Source organism: Nocardiopsis sp. L17-MgMaSL7, assembly GCF_003182025.1.
Lineage (GTDB): Bacteria > Actinomycetota > Actinomycetes > Streptosporangiales > Streptosporangiaceae > Nocardiopsis > Nocardiopsis prasina.
Genome location: NZ_QGTF01000007.1, coordinates 140,176 through 157,157 on the forward strand (window position 1 = coordinate 140,176; position 16,982 = coordinate 157,157).

Annotated in this window: 17 protein-coding genes and 1 tRNA gene; 8 read left to right on the forward strand and 10 right to left on the reverse strand. The window is 69.6% G+C overall.

Features of this window, described 5'->3' with window-relative positions; all coding sequences use genetic code 11:
* Positions 1-53 precede the first annotated feature (53 nt).
* The 4 genes from BDW27_RS14215 to BDW27_RS14230 are packed head-to-tail and all read right to left on the reverse strand — an operon-like array spanning position 54 to position 3,293.
* The gene (locus BDW27_RS14215) at positions 54-527 is read right to left on the reverse strand and encodes an SRPBCC family protein (RefSeq protein ID WP_110049623.1); all 474 of its coding nucleotides are present in this window, start codon (positions 525-527) and stop codon (positions 54-56) included.
* A gap of 4 nt (positions 528-531) precedes the next feature.
* Positions 532-792: an acyl carrier protein gene (locus BDW27_RS14220; protein ID WP_110049624.1), complete on the reverse strand. Its 261-nt coding sequence runs from the start codon at positions 790-792 to the stop codon at positions 532-534.
* A gap of 24 nt (positions 793-816) precedes the next feature.
* On the reverse strand, positions 817-2,028 hold the full coding sequence (locus BDW27_RS14225; protein ID WP_110049625.1) for a beta-ketoacyl synthase N-terminal-like domain-containing protein: 1,212 nt from the start codon (positions 2,026-2,028) through the stop codon (positions 817-819).
* Entirely contained in the window at positions 2,025-3,293 is a 1,269-nt protein-coding gene (locus BDW27_RS14230; protein WP_110049626.1) for a beta-ketoacyl synthase, read from the reverse strand. The genes BDW27_RS14225 and BDW27_RS14230 overlap by 4 nt, the downstream gene beginning before the upstream one ends.
* Positions 3,294-3,941: 648 nt before the next feature.
* Here BDW27_RS14230 and BDW27_RS14240 point away from each other — a divergent pair.
* From BDW27_RS14240 to BDW27_RS14255, 4 genes are all read left to right on the forward strand, one after another.
* Positions 3,942-4,574 (forward strand): LysE family translocator, encoded by a 633-nt coding sequence (locus BDW27_RS14240; protein WP_158543583.1) that lies wholly within the window; start codon positions 3,942-3,944, stop codon positions 4,572-4,574.
* 51 nt (positions 4,575-4,625) lie between these two features.
* The gene (locus BDW27_RS14245; RefSeq protein WP_110049629.1) at positions 4,626-5,675 is read left to right on the forward strand and encodes a 2-ketoarginine methyltransferase; all 1,050 of its coding nucleotides are present in this window, start codon (positions 4,626-4,628) and stop codon (positions 5,673-5,675) included.
* Positions 5,672-6,718, forward strand: coding sequence for a histidinol-phosphate transaminase (locus BDW27_RS14250; protein WP_110049630.1), 1,047 nt, complete (start codon positions 5,672-5,674; stop codon positions 6,716-6,718). Before BDW27_RS14245 ends, BDW27_RS14250 begins: the two co-directional genes overlap by 4 nt.
* Positions 6,719-7,332: 614 nt before the next feature.
* On the forward strand, positions 7,333-8,070 hold the full coding sequence (locus BDW27_RS14255) for a hypothetical protein (RefSeq protein WP_110049631.1): 738 nt from the start codon (positions 7,333-7,335) through the stop codon (positions 8,068-8,070).
* A gap of 200 nt (positions 8,071-8,270) precedes the next feature.
* Here the strand turns inward: BDW27_RS14255 and BDW27_RS14260 are convergent, their stop codons facing one another.
* From BDW27_RS14260 to BDW27_RS14275, 4 genes are all read right to left on the reverse strand, one after another.
* Positions 8,271-8,678, reverse strand: a complete 408-nt coding sequence (locus BDW27_RS14260; protein ID WP_110049632.1) for a tautomerase — start codon at positions 8,676-8,678, stop codon at positions 8,271-8,273.
* Between the two features lie 110 nt (positions 8,679-8,788).
* Positions 8,789-8,923: a hypothetical protein gene (locus tag BDW27_RS28015; protein WP_255421487.1), complete on the reverse strand. Its 135-nt coding sequence runs from the start codon at positions 8,921-8,923 to the stop codon at positions 8,789-8,791.
* Between the two features lie 538 nt (positions 8,924-9,461).
* Positions 9,462-11,039: an alpha/beta hydrolase gene (locus BDW27_RS14270; protein ID WP_110049634.1), complete on the reverse strand. Its 1,578-nt coding sequence runs from the start codon at positions 11,037-11,039 to the stop codon at positions 9,462-9,464.
* 124 nt (positions 11,040-11,163) lie between these two features.
* Positions 11,164-11,871: a hypothetical protein gene (locus BDW27_RS14275; protein WP_110049635.1), complete on the reverse strand. Its 708-nt coding sequence runs from the start codon at positions 11,869-11,871 to the stop codon at positions 11,164-11,166.
* A 114-nt stretch (positions 11,872-11,985) separates the two neighbouring features.
* Between BDW27_RS14275 and BDW27_RS14280 the strand changes: the two genes are divergently transcribed.
* Positions 11,986-12,618 carry a TetR/AcrR family transcriptional regulator gene (locus BDW27_RS14280; RefSeq protein WP_110049636.1) on the forward strand — a complete coding sequence of 211 codons (633 nt, stop codon included), beginning with the start codon at positions 11,986-11,988 and terminating at the stop codon, positions 12,616-12,618.
* A gap of 468 nt (positions 12,619-13,086) precedes the next feature.
* Here the strand turns inward: BDW27_RS14280 and BDW27_RS14285 are convergent.
* A tRNA-Leu gene (locus BDW27_RS14285) sits at positions 13,087-13,171 on the reverse strand.
* 137 nt (positions 13,172-13,308) lie between these two features.
* Between BDW27_RS14285 and BDW27_RS14290 the strand changes: the two genes are divergently transcribed.
* From BDW27_RS14290 to BDW27_RS14300, 3 genes are all read left to right on the forward strand, one after another.
* Entirely contained in the window at positions 13,309-14,631 is a 1,323-nt protein-coding gene (locus BDW27_RS14290; protein ID WP_110049637.1) for a M20/M25/M40 family metallo-hydrolase, read from the forward strand.
* A gap of 208 nt (positions 14,632-14,839) precedes the next feature.
* Positions 14,840-15,862 carry a hypothetical protein gene (locus BDW27_RS14295; protein ID WP_110049638.1) on the forward strand — a complete coding sequence of 341 codons (1,023 nt, stop codon included), beginning with the start codon at positions 14,840-14,842 and terminating at the stop codon, positions 15,860-15,862.
* 158 nt (positions 15,863-16,020) lie between these two features.
* Complete coding sequence (locus BDW27_RS14300) at positions 16,021-16,704, forward strand: chaplin family protein (protein ID WP_110049639.1); 684 nt, start codon at positions 16,021-16,023, stop codon at positions 16,702-16,704.
* An 81-nt stretch (positions 16,705-16,785) separates the two neighbouring features.
* Here BDW27_RS14300 and BDW27_RS27100 read toward each other — a convergent pair whose 3' ends face one another.
* A complete protein-coding gene (locus BDW27_RS27100) occupies positions 16,786-16,959 on the reverse strand; it encodes a hypothetical protein (protein ID WP_160167867.1) in 174 nt (57 codons plus the stop codon).
* Between the last annotated feature and the right edge of the window lie 23 nt (positions 16,960-16,982).

The window sequence follows — 16,982 nt, forward strand, 5'->3', positions numbered from 1 at the left end:
CCGGCGCGGTGTCACCGGCCGGTGCGGTCGAGGGCCCCGAGGGGACGATCCGGTCAGCGGACCGGCTCCTCCGCCAGCGCCTGGGCCCTGGCCTCCAGAGTGTTCCTGACCCCCTCCAGCTCCCTCGGCACGCTCTCGTCGAAGTGCGCCTTCATCCAGGTGTCGTCGTAGGGTGCGTCGGCCTTCGCCGTGAACTCGTAGTGCCAGGTCAGGCGCACGCCCTCGGGCAGGTCCTCGTACACCCAGCGCAGGTGCATGTACTCGAACGGTCCGGTCTCCACGCGCACGGCGCGGGCCTCGCCCTCGTCCCGGTACATGGTGCGGTCCGACACCCAGGTCATCACGCGGCCCTGCTCGTCAGGGTGCTTGGTGATCCGGAAGCGGACGGTGTCGCCCTCATGGTGGATGACGTCCACGGACGCGTGGCCGGGGAAGAGGTCGGTCCACCTGGCCACGTCGTTGGTCACCTCCCAGACCAGGTCGTAGGGCGCGTCGATGATGGTGCTGTACTGGAGCTTCACTGCCATGGGGTCACACACCTTCCACAAGGGCGGGGGAGTCGTCGTTGACGAACGCGATCAGGGCGGTGGGAGAGGGCGACAGCTCCGCCTCGCTGCCCAGCTTGCGGCCGACCCTGCGCTCGATCTCGGCGACGATGCCGAGCACACCGAGCGAGTCGACGCCCAGGTCCTCGAAGGTCCGGGCCGCCGCGGTCTCCGCGTCGGTCCGTACCCCGGCACTGGTGGAGATCAGCTCCACCAGCTCCTCCAACGTGATCTTTTCCTGCGCCATGGTTCTCCTCGAATCTCGTGTGTGTCAGACGTGGTGCGGACTGGTGAGGACGACCGCGGAGTTGCCGCCGCCCATGCCTCGGGACAGGACCAGCGCGGTACGCAGGCGTGCGGGCCGGGCCACCCGGACGACCAGGTCGAGCCCGGCGGGGGGATCGGGAACGCGGGGTGTGGGCGGGATGACCTGGTGTTCCAGGCTCAGGACGGCGGCGGCCACGTCGAGCGCCCCGGCCCCGGCGTGCGCCCGGCCGAAACCCGTCTTCGGAGCCGTGACGGCCACTCCGTCGGGGAAGAGCTGACGCAGGGCCGTGGCCTCGTCGGCGTCGGCCTTGGGCATCCCCAGGGCGTCGGCGAAGACCACGTCCACCTCGTCCGGGGTGACTCCCGCACGACGCATCGCGCCCAGGGCCGCGTGCAGGAGGCCCTCACCGCCGGGGTCGTGGCCCCCGACCGAACCGAAGGTGCTCGCCTGGCCCGCGACGACGGCCCGGACACGGGCGCCGCGCGCCCTGGCCAGCTCCTCGTCCTCCACGAGTGCGACGGCCGCGCCCTCGGCCGGGACGTAGCCGACCGTCCGCTCGGTGAACGGGAGGTACACCGACTCGGGGTCGTCGCCGTCGGTGAGGGTTCCGGACACCGCCTGGCAGGCCAGGGAGTAGGGCGCCCCGATCGCCGACTCGCTGGCGCCGACCAGCATCGCCGAGCCGCCGCGGCGCAGGGCCTGCTCCGCCTGCCCCAGGGCGTCGAGCATCCCCGGTTCGTCGGTGACCAGGACACCGCACATGCCCTTGAGCTGGTTCCGGATCGACACCTGCCCGGTGCTGGCCGCGTAGAACCACGCGATGGACTGGTAGGGGCCCACGTGGCTGGGTCCACTGCCGTACAGGGCGGTCAGTTCGCGCTGTCCGAACTCGGCCCCGCCCGCGCCGGAGCAGATGAGCACCCCGGTGGCGTACGGGTCGGCCGTGACGTCGAACCCCGAGTCCTCCAGCGCCTCCTCCGCCGCGACCATCGCGAACCAGGTGAACGCGTCGGTCTGGACGACGTAGCGGCCGTCCAGGTGGTCGAGGGGGTCGAACCCGCGCACCCTGCCACCCAGGCGGACCGGGAAGCCGTCGGTGTCGAAGTCGGAGAGCGGGGCGATGAGCGACCGGCCCTCCACGAGCGCGGCCCAGTAGTCGTGGGTCCCGGTTCCCGCCGGGGAGACCGTGCCCAGGCCCGTGATCACCAGGTTCATGACCGCACCTCACTCCCTCGGTCCAGGACGACCGCAGACTGGAATCCCCCGAAGCCGCTGCCCACGGACAGCACCACATCGACCCTGCGCTCACGCGCCGTCACGGGCACGTAGTCGAGGTCGCACTCGGGGTCGGGGGTGGTCAGGTTCGCTGTGGGCGGCACCACTCCGGTGTCCATGGCGAGCACGCAGGCGGCGAGTTCGATGGAGCCGATCGCCCCCAGGGAGTGCCCCACCATCGACTTGATCGACGTCATGGGGGTCCGGCGGGCGTGCTCACCCAGCGCCCGCTTGACCGCGTCGGTCTCGTGCCGGTCGTTCTGCACGGTCCCCGAACCGTGCGCGTTGACGTAGTCCACGTCGGTGGCCGGACAGCGTGCCTGGTCAAGCGCGGTCGTGATGGCACGCGCCATCTCCGAACCCTCGCGGCGCAGGCCCGTCATGTGGAAGGCGTTGCCGTGGTTGGCGAAACCCGCGACCCGGCAGCGGAGGCGCGCGCCCCGGCGGCGGGCCGCCGACGCCTCCTCCAGGACCAGGACGGCCGCCCCCTCACCCATGACGAAACCGTTCCGGTGCCGGTCGAACGGCCGGGACGCGTGCTCGGGGTCGTCGTTGGTGTCCGACGTCGCCCTGATGGCGTCGAAGCAGGCCATGGCGATGGGGGAGATCGGGGACTCGGCCGCCCCCGCGATCACCACGTCGGCCAGGTCGTCCTCGATGGCCTGCGCGGCGTAGCCGACCGCGTCGAGGCCGGACGTGCAGCCGGTGGACACGGTGCGGACCGGACCGCGCGCGCCGACCCGCTCGGCGATCTCACCCGAGAGAGAGCTCGGGGACAGCGCCAGGTCCAGGTGCGGCCCCGCGGCCCCGGGGTCGACCACCCAGTCCGCGCCGCCACGGCTCATCACGGCGTACTCGCGGTCCAGCTGGGTGGTGGCGCCGACCGCCGTCCCCATGCTCACGCCGACGCGCCAGGGCGACACGTCGGTGAGGGGGACGGCGCTGTCCGCCAGCGCCTCGGCGGTGGCGACGGCCGCGAACTGCGCGTATCTGTCCATGCGCTCGGCCTGCTCGTGTTCCAGTCCGAGCGCGACGGGATCGAAGTCGACCTCGGCGGCGATCCGGGACCGGTAGCCCGTCGGGTCGAACAGGGTGATGCCACGGGTCGCGGTCCTTCCCGCGGTGAGCATGTCCCAGAAGGCGGTCGCGTTGGTCGCACCGGGAGCGACCACCCCGATTCCGGTGATGACGGCCTCACGCCTCACGGGACCTCCCCGGGGCCGACTCGGCGGAGTGCCGCGGCTGGGTGGTGGACTCCGCGACGGTGGCGGGGACGGGTCGGGAGGGGACGAGCGCAGGGGTGCCTGGCCCGATGATCACTGAAGGGCAGCTGGTCAGGGTCAAGGGTGACTTCTCCACGGTTTCGGGCATGCAGAGGCCGACAGCCAGGTGGCTGGATGTGGTGGGCCGCGCCTCGGGCGGGGTCGGGCGTCGGACGGTGGTCGAAGTTGGACACGAAGGGTGTCGGGGGACGGCGCGGTTCGGCACGGGAGTGTCCGACTGCGGTCCGCATGGCTACTTTCGGTACATGTGATATCACGCTAAGGATCGACGTCCCGAGTGCGACGCGGCCGCGACCCACCTGGCTGGCCAGCTTTGTCGAGGGCCCCCGCCCGAATCTCCCGAAATGGTCGGAAGTCGCGCAATGCAATGGTCCAATGCGGTGGCATGATCCATTAAACGGCGGGAAACATTAACATTTCGCACATGCTTCCCGGGGTGGTCAGTTCGGAAACCGTGCCTTGGCCTCTTGTCTGGGTCTCACTGCGCGTTATAGCTTGTATTCGTATCCGAATGAGCATCCTCGCGAAACGGGTTGTATGGACGCTCAGCAGGCGTTGGCATCTTTTGTCGTGTTTTCGCTCATTGTCACCGTCACCCCGGGCCCCGCCACCGTGATCGTCCTGAGGAACGGCATCATGCACGGGGTGCGTCCCGCCCTCTCGGCCTCCTTCGGTGCCGCCTTGGGCTCCCTCGCGTGGGGGTTCGCGGCGGCGGTCGGGGTCGCCGCCGTCGTGGCTCGTTCGGACGCGGCCTTCGAAGCCCTGCGCTACGCGGGCGCCGCCTACCTCGCCTACCTGGGGGTGCGCACCGCCCTCGAACGCTCTCCCGCCTACGGCCCCGATCCCGAACCGGAACCGGCCTCCACCCCCTCGGGTCGCACCCGGGTCCGCCCCGTGTCCATGCGCAGGTGGTTCCGGCAGGGTCTGCTCGCTGACCTGCTGAGTCCCAAAGCCGGCCTCTTCTTCCTGGCGGTCCTGCCCCAGTTCGTTCCGCAGGGGTGGGCGCCCATGCCCGCGATGATGCTGCTCAGCCTCGTCGACTGCCTCCTGGTGGCGACCTGGCTCGGGTTCCTCTCCTTCTTCGCCCACTACGCACTCCGACGCCTCCACCAACCCGTGTGGTACCGGACGGTCCAGATCGTCTGCGGGCTGACGCTCGTCCTGCTCGCACTGCACGTCGTCACGGTCGACCCGGGCCGTTAGCGGTTCCGGGCTTCAGGGAAACATGTGCATTTCTCGTGAAAGGGATTCGTCATGCCCGAAACCAGGAAATCGGGGCTGGAGATCAGGCTGGTGGAGGCTTTGCAGCCGGTCAGGTACTTCGTTTTGGCGCAGGTGCTCCACCAGTTCATGGAAACCGGACTCCACAAAGAGCTCAATGCGGGGCCCAGAACTGTGGGAGAGCTGTCGGAAAGCCTTTCCCTCCAGTCCAGGCGCCTGGAGGGGGTGCTGCACTACCTCGCCAACGAGGGCTACCTCAGTGAGAACGACGGCGTTTTCTCCCTGGAGGAGAAGGCACGGGAGACCGCCGTGTTCTCCTCCTGGTACAAGCTCCTCGTCGGCGGCTACTCACAGACCTTCGAACAGCTCGGCCGAACCCTCCAACAGGGGGCGGGCTTCGCCTCCCGTTCCGGCCTGGACGTCGGGGTCGGCAGCTGCGGCATCAGCCAGTACGACGCCTATCCCGTGATCGTCGGCCTGCTTCAGGACATCCGTGACGACGTCGAGTCCGTCGTCGACCTCGGGTGCGGTGACGGCAGCTCCCTGGCCGACCTCATGGAACTCCTGCCCGGGCTGTCGGCCATCGGAGTCGACCCGGAACCCGAGAGCGTCCGCGCGGGGGAGGAGCTCATGCGGCGGCGCGGCCTCGCCGACCGCGTCCGCCTGCGGGTGGCCGGTGCCGAGAACGCGCCCGAACTCGACCTCGGGCCCGGGCCGGTGTGCTTCATCTCCGCCTTCGTGCTCCAGGAGCTCCTGGAACAGCAGGGGAGGGAGGCGGTGCTCGGCCTCGTACGCGAGGTGTTCACCCACCACCCGGACGCGCACTGGATCGTGATCGAGGTCGACAACCGCATCGCCGACCGCGCCGCGATGGCCCACCGGCTGGCCCTGTCGTACTACAACCCGTACTTCCTGGTGCACTACCTCACCGAGCAGCGCCTCGAACGCGACGCGTTCTGGCACGAACTCTTCGCCGAGGCGGGGGCCGAGGTCGCCCAGCAGCTCACCGCCGACCCCCGCGTCGACTCCACGGGCTTCCTGCTCGGATACCGCCTGCGAGTGAACGCCGGAGGAGCACGATGATCGAGACGCGCGCGAACTCCGGGAGGGACCCGGTGCCGGGGAGGACGGCGGAGTTGAGTTCCAACGAGTCCCCCGTCGGGCCGCCGCCCTCCGTCGTCGAACGGCTGCTCGCCCTCCAGCACACCCTGCACCGCTACCCCCGGGGAGCGAGCGCCCTGCTGCGCGACGAGATCGCCACCCACTGGAACGTGAGCCCGGAGTGCCTGGTCCTGACCAACGGCGTCGACGAGGCCATCGACCTCCTCACCTCCCTCACCGACCGGGTGTGGTGCACCGTCCCCGGGTTCGACGCCTTCTGGACCCGCCCCGAGACCAACGGTCTGCCCACCACCCGGCTGCCGCTCAGGGAGGACGGTCAGCCCACGGTCGGCCCCGATCGGGTCGGACCCCGCGGGGCCGTCTTCGTCGCCCGGCCCAACAACCCCACGGGGACCGTCCTCTCCAGCGAGTGGCTGGACGCGCTGCCCGCCCGGGTCGACCTCGTCTGCGTCGACGAGACCTACGTGGACTTCTCCGAGGAGAGCGGATACGTCCCGCGACTGGGGGAGTGGGACAACCTCTGCGTCTTCCGCAGCCTGTCCAAGGCGCTCGGCCTCGCCGGGCTGCGGCTCGGAGTCCTGGCCGCGCCTGCCCTGCTCGCCGCCCGGCTGAGGGAACGGCAGCGCTTCTACTCGGCGGACGCCGTCAGCCTCCACCTGGCCGCCGCCGCGATCACCGACGACGCGTACCTGGAACGGCACCGCTCCCAGGTGATCCGGGGCCGCCAGCGCCTGGTGGACGTCCTCGGCGCCTCGGGCCTGTTCGTCGAGGTCCTGCACACCCAGACCAACTTCGTCATCGCGCGGTGCTCGGACCCCGCCGAGGCCGTGCGCGTGGAACGGCTGCTCGCCGAACGCGGTGTCCACGTGCACGAGTGCTCGCTGCTCGGCTACCCCGGACGGCTGCGGATCTCCGTCGGCACGGAGGAGGAGACCGCGCTCCTGGGCGGGTTCCTGGCGGAGCTGACCCGACAGGACTCCTCGCGGCCCCGAGCCCTGGAGTGAGCCCCTGAGCCGAGTGCCGGTCGGTACGTCGAGGGGTCCCCGGGGCGACGACCCGGGGACCCCTCCGGACCTCCGAGCAGCGGTGCGGGCCGAGTGGGCCCGCACACACGCTCAGTGTCCGATGTGCGACAGCGCGCATCGCCTCGCGCCTGCCTGACCAGGCACGTTCCTCTCACTGGCCGGAGACTCGGCGAGCAGTCCGAAAAAACTCGATATTCGGGTGAACTCCACAGCCCCGACCGCCATCAGAACGCACATAAAGGAACCGCAGACACAGGCGGAGCGAAGGCGGGAGTGACCCGAACGGCACGGGAGAAAGGGTGAAACATGGTGGCGCGCGACTTATGCACCGAAACTCGGACGCGCGTCGACGAGGCCCTCCCCGGCCGCGGTCTCTTCCGGTACCGAAGGGGCGAAGGTCCAGTTCGCGGCGCCTCCCGGCGCCCGTCGGCGCGGCCGAGCCTCCCGACGTCTCGTTTCCTCCGGGGTTTTCGAAGCGCCGCACCATCCCCCGACGCACGTGCTTAGAAATCAACCCGATAAACGTACCCCAAACACGACAGAACAAACTTCCTGTTATCAGGAACCTCCTCCACTGGGGAGAAAGGAATCGCATGAAGCGCAGTTTCCGTACCACCGTCCTGGCCCTCGCGACCTCCGGTCTGGTGGTCGTCGGCTCTTCGGCGTGTTCCTCCGAGGAAGTGATCGACACGGTGTCGTCGGTCGGTTCGTCCCAGGCGGGTGACGACTCCGGTGCCGCGGTGGTGACGGAGCCCCGGAACGGCGAGCTGGAGTACCTCGCCCCGGGCAAGTTCATCATCGACGGGGAGGCCTTCTTCGTCACCGAGGAGACGCGCTACCTCGGCGGCCACCACGTCTGCCCCGCCGAGAACGGTCTCGACGAGAACGCCTTCGGGATCGTGGAGTGCGACCTGGAGTCGTTCGAGGCCGCGGCCCAGGGGGAGACGCGTGTCTTCGTCCAGGCCATGGTGGACGAGAACGGGAACGCGGAGTCGATCACCGAGTACGACAACGACAGCCACCACGAGCCCGGTGAGCCGGAGGGCCCCGAGGCCCCGGAGGAGTCCGGCGGGTTCACCGGCACCCTGGCGGGCGGCCTGGACTACGTCGCTCCGGGCGAGTACGTCGTCGAGGACACCGCGTTCTTCGTGTCGGAGGACACCGTCATCCACGCTGGCATCTACGCCTGCGCCGACGGTGTGCAGGACCCCGACACCGGCCTCGTGACGTGTGACTTCGACGAGTTCGACGCCGCCGTCGCGAGCGGGAACCCGGTCCTGGCCGAGGTCGAGATCGTCGACGGGATCGCCACGTCGATCACCGAGTACTAGGAGTTCTCCTCACGGGGGACCTCCCCGGACGCGGCGCCCATCGCCCTCGCGACGAGTGAGGCGGTGGGCGCCCGTCTGGGACACGAAAAAAGGCCCCGCCGAGCAGGGCCTTCCTTGTGTCCGAGGGGGCGAGTTCCTCGTGTCTTCTGTCTGAGAGAGCGCCAGACGAGGAACGGGCACGGTGTTCGATCCGCGTGACCTCAAGACGGGTCCGGTCCCCGGCTCTCTCCGGGGCTCCAGTTGGTGTTGAAGCCACCGAGGTGGCCGTGGAACATCTCGTCACCGGCGTGCTGTGTGAATTCGACCTTCCAGTGCTCCGGGCTGATTCCTGTCAGATCAACGCAGATCTCGATCATCGCGCGTGCGACTCGGTCCCGTGCGGCGCGGTCACGACCCGAACGGATATCGGCCATGATGAGCCCGGCTACGACGGGCTCCCCGCTCGTGCAACGCCACACACTGTCGGCCCCGTGATCATGCACCACCACGGTGACAATGTCGGGAACGGTGTCCATGAGCCGGCTGTAGGTGGCACCCAGCCTGCGTGCCAACTCGCGTTTGGTGGACCCCACGAGCTCGACGGGTGCGTCCACCTGTAGAGACGGCATGTCCTCTCCTCCATGGTCAGTGTGCTCGCACAGCGGCAGTCAACCGAAACGAGTCAACGAAGCACTGCTCGGAGTGATGGGTTGCTTCTCTGCGATCCCAAGGGATGACTTTAGCTCTCCGGGCGTCTCGTCTTCGCGTCGAGTCCCACGAGCGCGAGGGTGGTGAGGCACAGAACGGCGAGGACGGCCGCCATGACGCTCACGGCCGTGCCCAGGCCGAGGCGGTGGCGAGCGCGACTGGACACACCAAGCGATCGACTGGACGAAGAGACCATCGAGCTGATGGTGCGTGAACTCGGCGAGATCGTGGGAGTTCCGGAGAAGGCAGACCCCGAGGGCAAGGCCTGCACGAGGCGTTGGGCCTGCGGCTGACCCACGAGCCGGAAACCAGAAAGGTGCGGGCCGAAGTCGCCTTCGATCCGCACCTCACAGGAAATTCGAGAGTGTCCGAGGGGGGACTTCAACCATTCCCCCACACGGACCGAGTCCTCTGGTCTTGAGCACAGACCTGTCCCTGGACGGGCGGTGACCTGCGATGGATTCTTCCCGTTGGTCCCGCTGGACCACCATCGCGCTGCCCTGGTGTGACGCGACCCGCGTTGACCGGCAGACCAGAGCAGCCAGGAGCCGAGGTACTCCGGGACGATCGCACGCCGCCCGGAGCCCGAACCGCCGAGGCTTCGATCGCATGAGGAAACCTTGACCGACGCTTCGATCTGCCGCGTTTGAGCGGCAGAGCGCAGATATGCCTCCGAGGCGGCATCGTTGCCGGAGTCGAGCGTGTCAAAGGCTGCAGCGGGCGTCGGCGGGCGGGGATTCGAGGTCGAGGAGATAGGCGTTGACCACGTCGTCGACGCACTCGCTGCCGCCGAGGAGGTAGGCGCCGTGCTGCTTGCCATCGACGGTGAGCAGGCTTCCGCCGAGAGCTCGAGCCATCGCGACGCCACCCTCGTGCGGCGTCGCGGGGTCGCCGGTGACCGACACGACGAGCGTCTCAGGGAGGCCTTCGACATCGGCGAGCCAGGGCTCGTCGCTCGTGGGCGGTGCGGGCCACGCCTCGCATTCGCTGTGGTAGTTCCCCGCCGTGAACACGTCGAGGTCGAACATCGGCGCGGCCTCCCCGAGCTCGCGTGCGAGCGCGGTCTGTTCCTCCGGCGTCAGGCGGGGCCAGTCCATGCAGCGCACGGCGAGGTTCGTGTCGGTGTCCAGGCCGTAGGCGCCGTCCGGCGTGCGGGCGTAGAAGGCGTCGCGCAGGGCGAGCATCTCGTCGGGGTTCCCTGCCTCGAGCGCGGTCAGGGCGGAGATGACGTTGGGCCAGCTCGCCTCCGAGTACAGTCCGACGGAGATGGCGAGGTAGACGTCCCAGACGTTGAGGGCTCGACCATCGGCGGTCGCCGCCGGTGTCTCGATGATCGGCTGGACGATCTCGTGCAGGCGATCGTTCGCAGCCGCGGGATCGGTACCGAGTACGCAGCCGGGTGATTCGGCGCAGAGCGCGGCGAGGTCGTCGAACCGGGCCTGCATGCCGGTGAACTGGGAGATGCGGAACTCGCTCGCCGTCAGGTCGGGCGGGACGGCGCCGTCGAGCACGATCGCACGGACCCTCTCCGGGTAGGTCGCGGCGTACATGGCGCCGAGCTCGGAGCCGTAGCTGTAGCCGAGGTAGGTGAGCCTCTCGTCGCCGAGCACCTTGCGTATGAGGTCCATGTCGCGCACGACATTCGTCGACCCGGCGTTGACAAGGTTCTCGACGCCGCCGGAGCCGTCGGCGCAGCGCTGCGCGATCTCGGCCGCCTGCTCGGCGCTCGTGACCTCGTACACCGCGCCGAACCGCAGCGCGTCGCCCGCGTCGTACTCCTCGTCGGTGTAGCAGTCGAGGGCGGGAGTAGACGACCCGACCCCGCGCGGGTCGAAGCCGACGATGTCGAAACGCTCGGCGACGGGGCTGGCCTGCCACAGCGGCAGGGTGGACGCGACGAGGGTGGTGCCGGAGCCTCCGGGGCCTCCCGGGTTGATCAGCAACGAGCCCTCGGCCTCGCCCGTGGCGGGCAGGCGCAGGAGCGCGACCCGCGCCCTCTCCCCGTCCGGCTCGTCGTAGTCGAGTGGAACCTCGACCGAGGCGCACTCCAGCGCCGGGTTCGCGAACAGCTCAGCGTCCGCCGCGCTCGTCGCGGTGTCCTCGCATCCGCCCCAGTCGAGCTCCTGTTCCAGGTAGGCACCGAGGTCCGTGTCCGCTCCGGAGTCCGGTGGGGGAGAGGCGGACGCGCATCCGGCGAGCGGGAGGAGTACGGCCGTGGCTACCGCCGCGAGCGCGGTCTCCAGGCGTCGGGATCGATGTGGGCGTGGAAGATGTGATCGCATGCGTATCTCCTTTGTCGAGCCGCAGTCATGTACGAGGGTGCGGCGACGGTTGGCCTGGTGTTCTTGGTCGGGCGCACTGAGCTGCTCGATCAGGCAGCGACCCTGACCGGCTGGTGCGGGGATGTCAGCTCCCGATCCCGTTGGTCTCGGCGTCCAGGAGCCGGTGATGGCGGAAGGTGAGTGCTCGTTCGATCCCCGCGAGGCCCGCGGTGATGGTGAGCGCCGTGTTCGCCCATGTCGGCAGGTCGACGGGCGAGACGAACGGGGTGAAGCGATTCGCCCAGAGCGGCAGGTGGGTGACCAGTTCGAGTAGCTGCGGCGCGAGAAGGATCAGATTGACCGTCAGCACGATGACGGCGCCGGCGGCCAGGGCGCGCCCGACCCTGGGGTGTTGCCGGGAAAGTTGAGCGCGCCGGTGCTCGGGCGTCCCCGGTGCGGGATCGAGACAGCGCTGGCCGCCGCCCGCGCTGATCAGGTGGATCCGCTGCATGCCGTACCTGCTCGCGGCGACCTCGGTGCTGTCCGATCCGAGCGGGAACCGGACCGGCATGTCGCAGGTCCGCACGTGCCGGGCGTCCCTGTAGAGCGAGGCGCGGCCCGACAGGTGATCGACATCGACCGTCGCCGTCGACGCATCGGGAAGGTCGATCGCGAATCGTTTGCGCTGCAGTGAGAGGGAGGGGCGGAACGGTGGCAACGGCGCTCCCGGATCCGGAGCGGGTGTCGACCATGCTCCCGCGTCGCCGTCGAGCCCGTCGAAGCCGTCGATCCGGCCGTCGTCGCGAGGCCTCTTCCGCGCCGCGCCGGTCCAGGGGTCGTGCCAGTCGCTCACGTCTGGTCCCGTCCGGGGTCGGGACGGGAGGGAACACCACCACGAAGTCTTTTTGGCATGCTCATGCTAGATAAAGTAGCACAGGAATGCCAAAAAAATGGCTAGGATGGTGTCATGCCTAAGAGAGTCGACCCGGAGGTCCGCCGGGAGCAGGTCGCCGATGCCGTGATCGACGAGATCGCCGAGCACGGGATCCGCTCGGTGACCCTCACCCGGATTTCCGCACGCACCGGCCTGGCCATCGGGAGCATCCGGCACTACTTCGGCGACAACGTCCGCGAGGTCATGCGCTTCACGCTGGGCGTCCTCATGCAGCGCGCCGCGCGCCGCGACGCGAGGATGTCCGACGACCCGGTGGCGCGAATCGCGGATGTGATCGCCTTCGCCACGCCGACCGACGAACAGGAGCACCGGGAGAACATCGCCCTGGTCGAATACCGTGTCATGGCGCGCACGGACCCGGAGCTCGCGGCCGACATCGCCGCGACGTCCCTCGCGGCCGAGGAGCTGATCCGCTCGCTGCTGCGCGAAGCGCTGGCCGACCGTGTTGTCGACGAGGAGGCGCTGCACCGCGAGGCGCTCCTGCTGTTCGCCCTGATCGAGGGTCTCTCGTTCAGTTCGGCGCTGTTCTCCGCCCCATTGCAGGAGACGGACGTCCGCGCCGTCGTGACGGCGACCATGCAACGTCTACGCGACGCCTATCCGCCTTCCGAGAAAGCCGTCGGGGGAGCGGCTGGAGAATCCTGAGGCCGCCGAGGAGTCACGGAACTACGGCTGGCACGTCATCAACACAACGCTCATGTCCGAGCGCAACCGCGTGAGGATCGCCCGGAGGGGGAGTGTCCTCGCGCAGGAGCAGGTGCTGCGGACGGCAGTTCCTAGCCTCGCTGTTCGAAGCCGATCTGGTCCGCAATCGCGGGCCCTGGAGGAACCTGGCCACTTGGAGATCGCGGTGGCCGAGTGCGTGGGCTGGTTCAACCACCGCCGCCTGCACGGCGAGATCGGCCTGGTCCCGTTGGCGGACCCGGTGCTGTCCGCCCGGTGCTCAGCGGGTGCCCTGATCGTTCATCACGTGACGCCCCGGCCTGCGATGCGGGGATATCGGGAGCGTCCGAGGGGGCCGGGGGAGTCGAATCCCCGAGCCAGTGACCCGCGGGCCCTCGTGGAGGCTCTTCGCGGGCATGAAAAAAGCCCTGTGACCAGGGCTTTTCATTGTGTCCGAGGGGGGACTTGAACCCCCACAGCCTTAACGGCCACTAGCACCTCAAGCTAGCGCGTCTACCTATTCCGCCACCCGGACCGGGTTGTTCGGCGTGTGTCGCTCCGAACAGGTTTAACCATAGCAAAGGTCTGGGGGAGTCCGAACCAGTTTTCCGGCGGGGGGGTGATCGTGACAGGGTCTAGGACAACAGGTGCGGCCGGAGACGGGAGAGCCAGATGGCGGAACCAGGTAAGGAACCGAGCGCGGGCGAGGTCGAGGTCGTCGACCTGTGCCGTGAGCTCATCGAGTTCGACACCTCCAACTACGGTGACCACTCCGGGCCGGGGGAGCGCAAGGCCGCGGAGTACGTGGCGACCAGGCTCGACGAGGTCGGGGTGGAGTCGCGGATCTACGAGAAGCACCCCGGGCGCAGCAACGTGGTGGCCCGGATCGCCGGTGAGGACTCCTCGCGTCCGCCGCTGCTCATCCACGGTCACCTGGACGTCGTCCCGGCCGCCCCCGAGGACTGGACCCACCACCCCTTCGCAGGTGAGGTCGCCGACGGCTGCGTGTGGGGTCGCGGCGCCGTCGACATGAAGAACATGAACGCGATGGTCCTGGCGATGCTGCGCCAGCGGCTGCGCGAGGGGCGCAGGCCCCCGCGCGACATCGTGCTGGCCTTCCTCGCGGACGAGGAGGCGGGTGGCACCTGGGGCGCCCAGTACCTGGTGGACGAGCACCCCGAACTGTTCGCGGACTGCGACTCCGCGATCAGCGAGGTGGGCGGCTTCTCCTTCACGGTCAACGAGAACCGGCGCCTCTACCTGGTGGAGACGGCGGAGAAGGGCATCGCGTGGATGAAGCTGACCGCGCGCGGCACCGCCGGGCACGGTTCGATGACCAACCGGGACAACGCCGTCACCGAGCTGGCGGCGGCCGTCGCCCGTCTCGGGCAGCACGATTTCCCCGTGCAGCTCACCCCGACCGTGCGGACCTTCCTGGAGGAGATCTGCGAGGAGTTCGGGATCCCCTTCGACGAGAGGGACGTGGACGCCACGGTGGCCCGGCTGGGTCCCATCGCCAAGATGATCGGCGCCACCCTGCGCAACACCCTCAACCCCACGGTGCTCGGCGGCGGCTACAAGGCCAACGTCATCCCGGGTGAGGCCACCGCCCAGGTCGACGGGCGCTTCCTGCCCGGGACCGAGGACGAGTACTTCGCGAAGATCGACGAACTGCTCGGCCCGAAGGTCAGCCGCGACTTCATCCACCACCTGCCCGCGGTGGAGACCTCCTTCGACGGCGGACTGGTGAACGCCATGTCGGAGTCCCTGCTGGCCGAGGACCCGGGCGCCAAGGCCGTGCCCTACTGCCTGTCGGGCGGCACGGACGCCAAGAGCTTCTCCCGCCTGGGCGTGCGCAACTACGGCTTCGCCCCGCTGAAGCTCCCGCCGGAGCTGGACTTCGCGGGCATGTTCCACGGGGTCGACGAGCGCGTCCCGGTGGACGGTCTCCAGTTCGGCGTGCGGGTGCTGGACCGGTTCGTCGGCATGAGCTGACCGGCTATTTCCCTCATAGGGGGACGGGTCGGGTGGACCGCGTCGGGAAGTTCTCGGCGCGGTTCTTTTTTTCGCCCATGGTCACTCACGGTGATGCTAGTGTTGCTTTCAGTTCAGCGAGGCCTCTGTTTTCCGGGGCTTCGCGGTGCGACCGTCTGCGGCGTCGCCGCACGGGACCGTCCAGCAGTAACGACACGAAGGGGCATCCATGGTGCTCGCGAGCCGAGGGTGGCTGGTTTCCTCCAGTCGCGCTGCTCGCAACGCCCGTGGTGCCTACGCTCGGTTGCTGCTCCTGTCCGGCATCGTCGCCGTCGCCTGGCTGGCCGGGGGAGTGGGTGTCGCGCACAGCGAGACCGCCTCCCAGTCCGGCGGGCTCGGCGGAGACGTCCTGGGCGTCGGCGAGATCACTGACCGCACCGGTCAGGCCGCCGAGGAGCTCCGGGACTCCGGACTCTCCGACACCGCAAGCCGGGCCGCCTCGTCCACCGAGGCCCTCGCCGGCAGCGTCGTTCCGCAGGCGTCCTCCCTTCCGGGGAACGCGCTCCGGGAGACGGGCGCGGCGCTGGAGGAGAGCTCCGTCGGCGCGGTCGTCCACGAAACCGGGCAGGCCGTCGACGACACCGCGCGAGGGGCCACCGGCCTCGTCGCCGGGGTCGCGCGTACCAGCCAGGGTGTCGTCGACTCCACGGACGAGTCGCTTCGCGAGTCCGCACTGGTCGACAGTGTGGCCACGAGCCTGAACGACACGGTCGGGCGGAGCGGTATCGACTCCGTGACCGAATCCGGTGGTCCCCTCGGACTGCCGATCCTGGGCTCCGACGAGGAGCCCGCCGTCTCCGCGCCCACCGCCGAGCGTTCCGACGCCGAGGAGCGGGAACGCGCGGAGCGTGAGCGTGAGGAGCGGGTGGCCCGCGTCAAGGACGAGGTCGCCGCCCACGTCGCCCAGACCTCGTGGCGTGTGGCCAACGAGGTCGCGGAGAACGCCGGTGACACGGCCTCCGACGACGACTCCGCCGAGCGCATCCGCCTCATCGGCGGTGGCTCCCACCACCAGGTCGGGCCGGACACCACCGGTGCCTCCGCCCCGTCCTTCCCGGCACCCGGTGCCGCTGGTTTCCTCATGGCCCGCGCCGGTCACATGGCGCTTCGGGCCCAGCGGGTCGCCCTTCCCGGCGACCCCACCCTGGTTGTTCGCGACGCCGCGGACGACCCCTCCTACTCTCCCGACTAGCCGCGCTCCCAGACCGCGGCCGGTCCGTGCGCCCTGCGCACAGCCGCCCTGCCGATTCCCGGTGGGCGTGCTCTCTTCCCAAGGCTCCACAGCCGGGAACTCCGTCCGCGGTCACCACGAGTAGCAGTGAAATCTCCTCGTCGACCAAAGGACAGCCGATGACCCAGTCAACCCACCTCCGCTTCGCCGCCCTCGTGGCGACCGGATTCTTCGTCGCCGCCAGCGGCATCGCCCACGCCGACACCACGACCAGCGGTAACGGGTCGATCGGCGGCGGCAACCAGCTCGTCGTCGACGGCGACGTTCCGATCAACCTCTGCGGGAACGCCATCGCGGTCCTCGGTGTCGCCGGTGCCAACTGCACCGACGGCGACGCCAGCGTGACCGAGGTCGGCAAGCCGAAGAACCCGCACCCCGGCTACGACGGCCACGAGCCCGGCAAGCCCGGTGAGCCCGGCAAGCCCGGAGAGCCCGGTGAGCCCGGCGACCCGGTTGAGCCCGGCAAGCCCGGGGAGCCGGAGGAGGACAAGCACGAGGAGAACCCCGACGATCAGGACCCCGTCGTGGAGACCCCCGAAGAGCCCGGGGAGCAGGACCGCGAGGAGGAGCAGGAGGGGGACGAGCTCTCCCCGTCCGAGGAGCCCTCGCCCGGCACCCCGGGGACCCCCGAGCGGCCCGCCGACTCCGCCTCACCCGCAGTTCCGGCCGCCGACGAGCAGCGTCTCGCGGTTACGGGCGCCGACCAGAGCGGCATCGCCGCGCTGCTCGCCGCGGCGGTCCTCACGGTCGCCGCGGGCGCCGGCCTCCTGCTCTTCGGCAAGCGCCGCAGGGCCAGGGCCTGACCTGATCAGCTTCCCGGGCCCTCAGGGGCCCGGGGGTTGACGCGAGTCCCGCAGCACCGGCCGAGGCCATGTGCTCGGGGTTCACGTCAGCCGCCGCCCCACCAGGGCGGAGCTGATCGACGGGGTGTGGACGTCCGCACGCAGCCAGCGCAGACGGACGCCGCCCACACCCACCAGCCCGGCAGACAACGCACCGCCCAGGTGCGGAGCCCACCGGATGATCCCCGGCGCCTCGGCCGAAGGCCCGCACTCCACCCAGGAGTGTGGAACGGCCTGTG

Coding starts and splice junctions, on each gene's coding strand:
- BDW27_RS14215 (WP_110049623.1), bottom strand. CDS start 527: ATGGCAGTGAAGCTCCAGTACAGCACCATCATCGACGCGCCCTACGAC.
- BDW27_RS14290 (WP_110049637.1), top strand. CDS start 13,309: ATGGCGGAACCAGGTAAGGAACCGAGCGCGGGCGAGGTCGAGGTCGTC.
- BDW27_RS14220 (WP_110049624.1), bottom strand. CDS start 792: ATGGCGCAGGAAAAGATCACGTTGGAGGAGCTGGTGGAGCTGATCTCC.
- BDW27_RS14255 (WP_110049631.1), top strand. CDS start 7,333: ATGAAGCGCAGTTTCCGTACCACCGTCCTGGCCCTCGCGACCTCCGGT.
- BDW27_RS14280 (WP_110049636.1), top strand. CDS start 11,986: ATGCCTAAGAGAGTCGACCCGGAGGTCCGCCGGGAGCAGGTCGCCGAT.
- BDW27_RS14260 (WP_110049632.1), bottom strand. CDS start 8,678: ATGCCGTCTCTACAGGTGGACGCACCCGTCGAGCTCGTGGGGTCCACC.
- BDW27_RS14225 (WP_110049625.1), bottom strand. CDS start 2,028: ATGAACCTGGTGATCACGGGCCTGGGCACGGTCTCCCCGGCGGGAACC.
- BDW27_RS14270 (WP_110049634.1), bottom strand. CDS start 11,039: ATGCGATCACATCTTCCACGCCCACATCGATCCCGACGCCTGGAGACC.
- BDW27_RS14250 (WP_110049630.1), top strand. CDS start 5,672: ATGATCGAGACGCGCGCGAACTCCGGGAGGGACCCGGTGCCGGGGAGG.
- BDW27_RS14245 (WP_110049629.1), top strand. CDS start 4,626: ATGCCCGAAACCAGGAAATCGGGGCTGGAGATCAGGCTGGTGGAGGCT.
- BDW27_RS14300 (WP_110049639.1), top strand. CDS start 16,021: ATGACCCAGTCAACCCACCTCCGCTTCGCCGCCCTCGTGGCGACCGGA.
- BDW27_RS14295 (WP_110049638.1), top strand. CDS start 14,840: ATGGTGCTCGCGAGCCGAGGGTGGCTGGTTTCCTCCAGTCGCGCTGCT.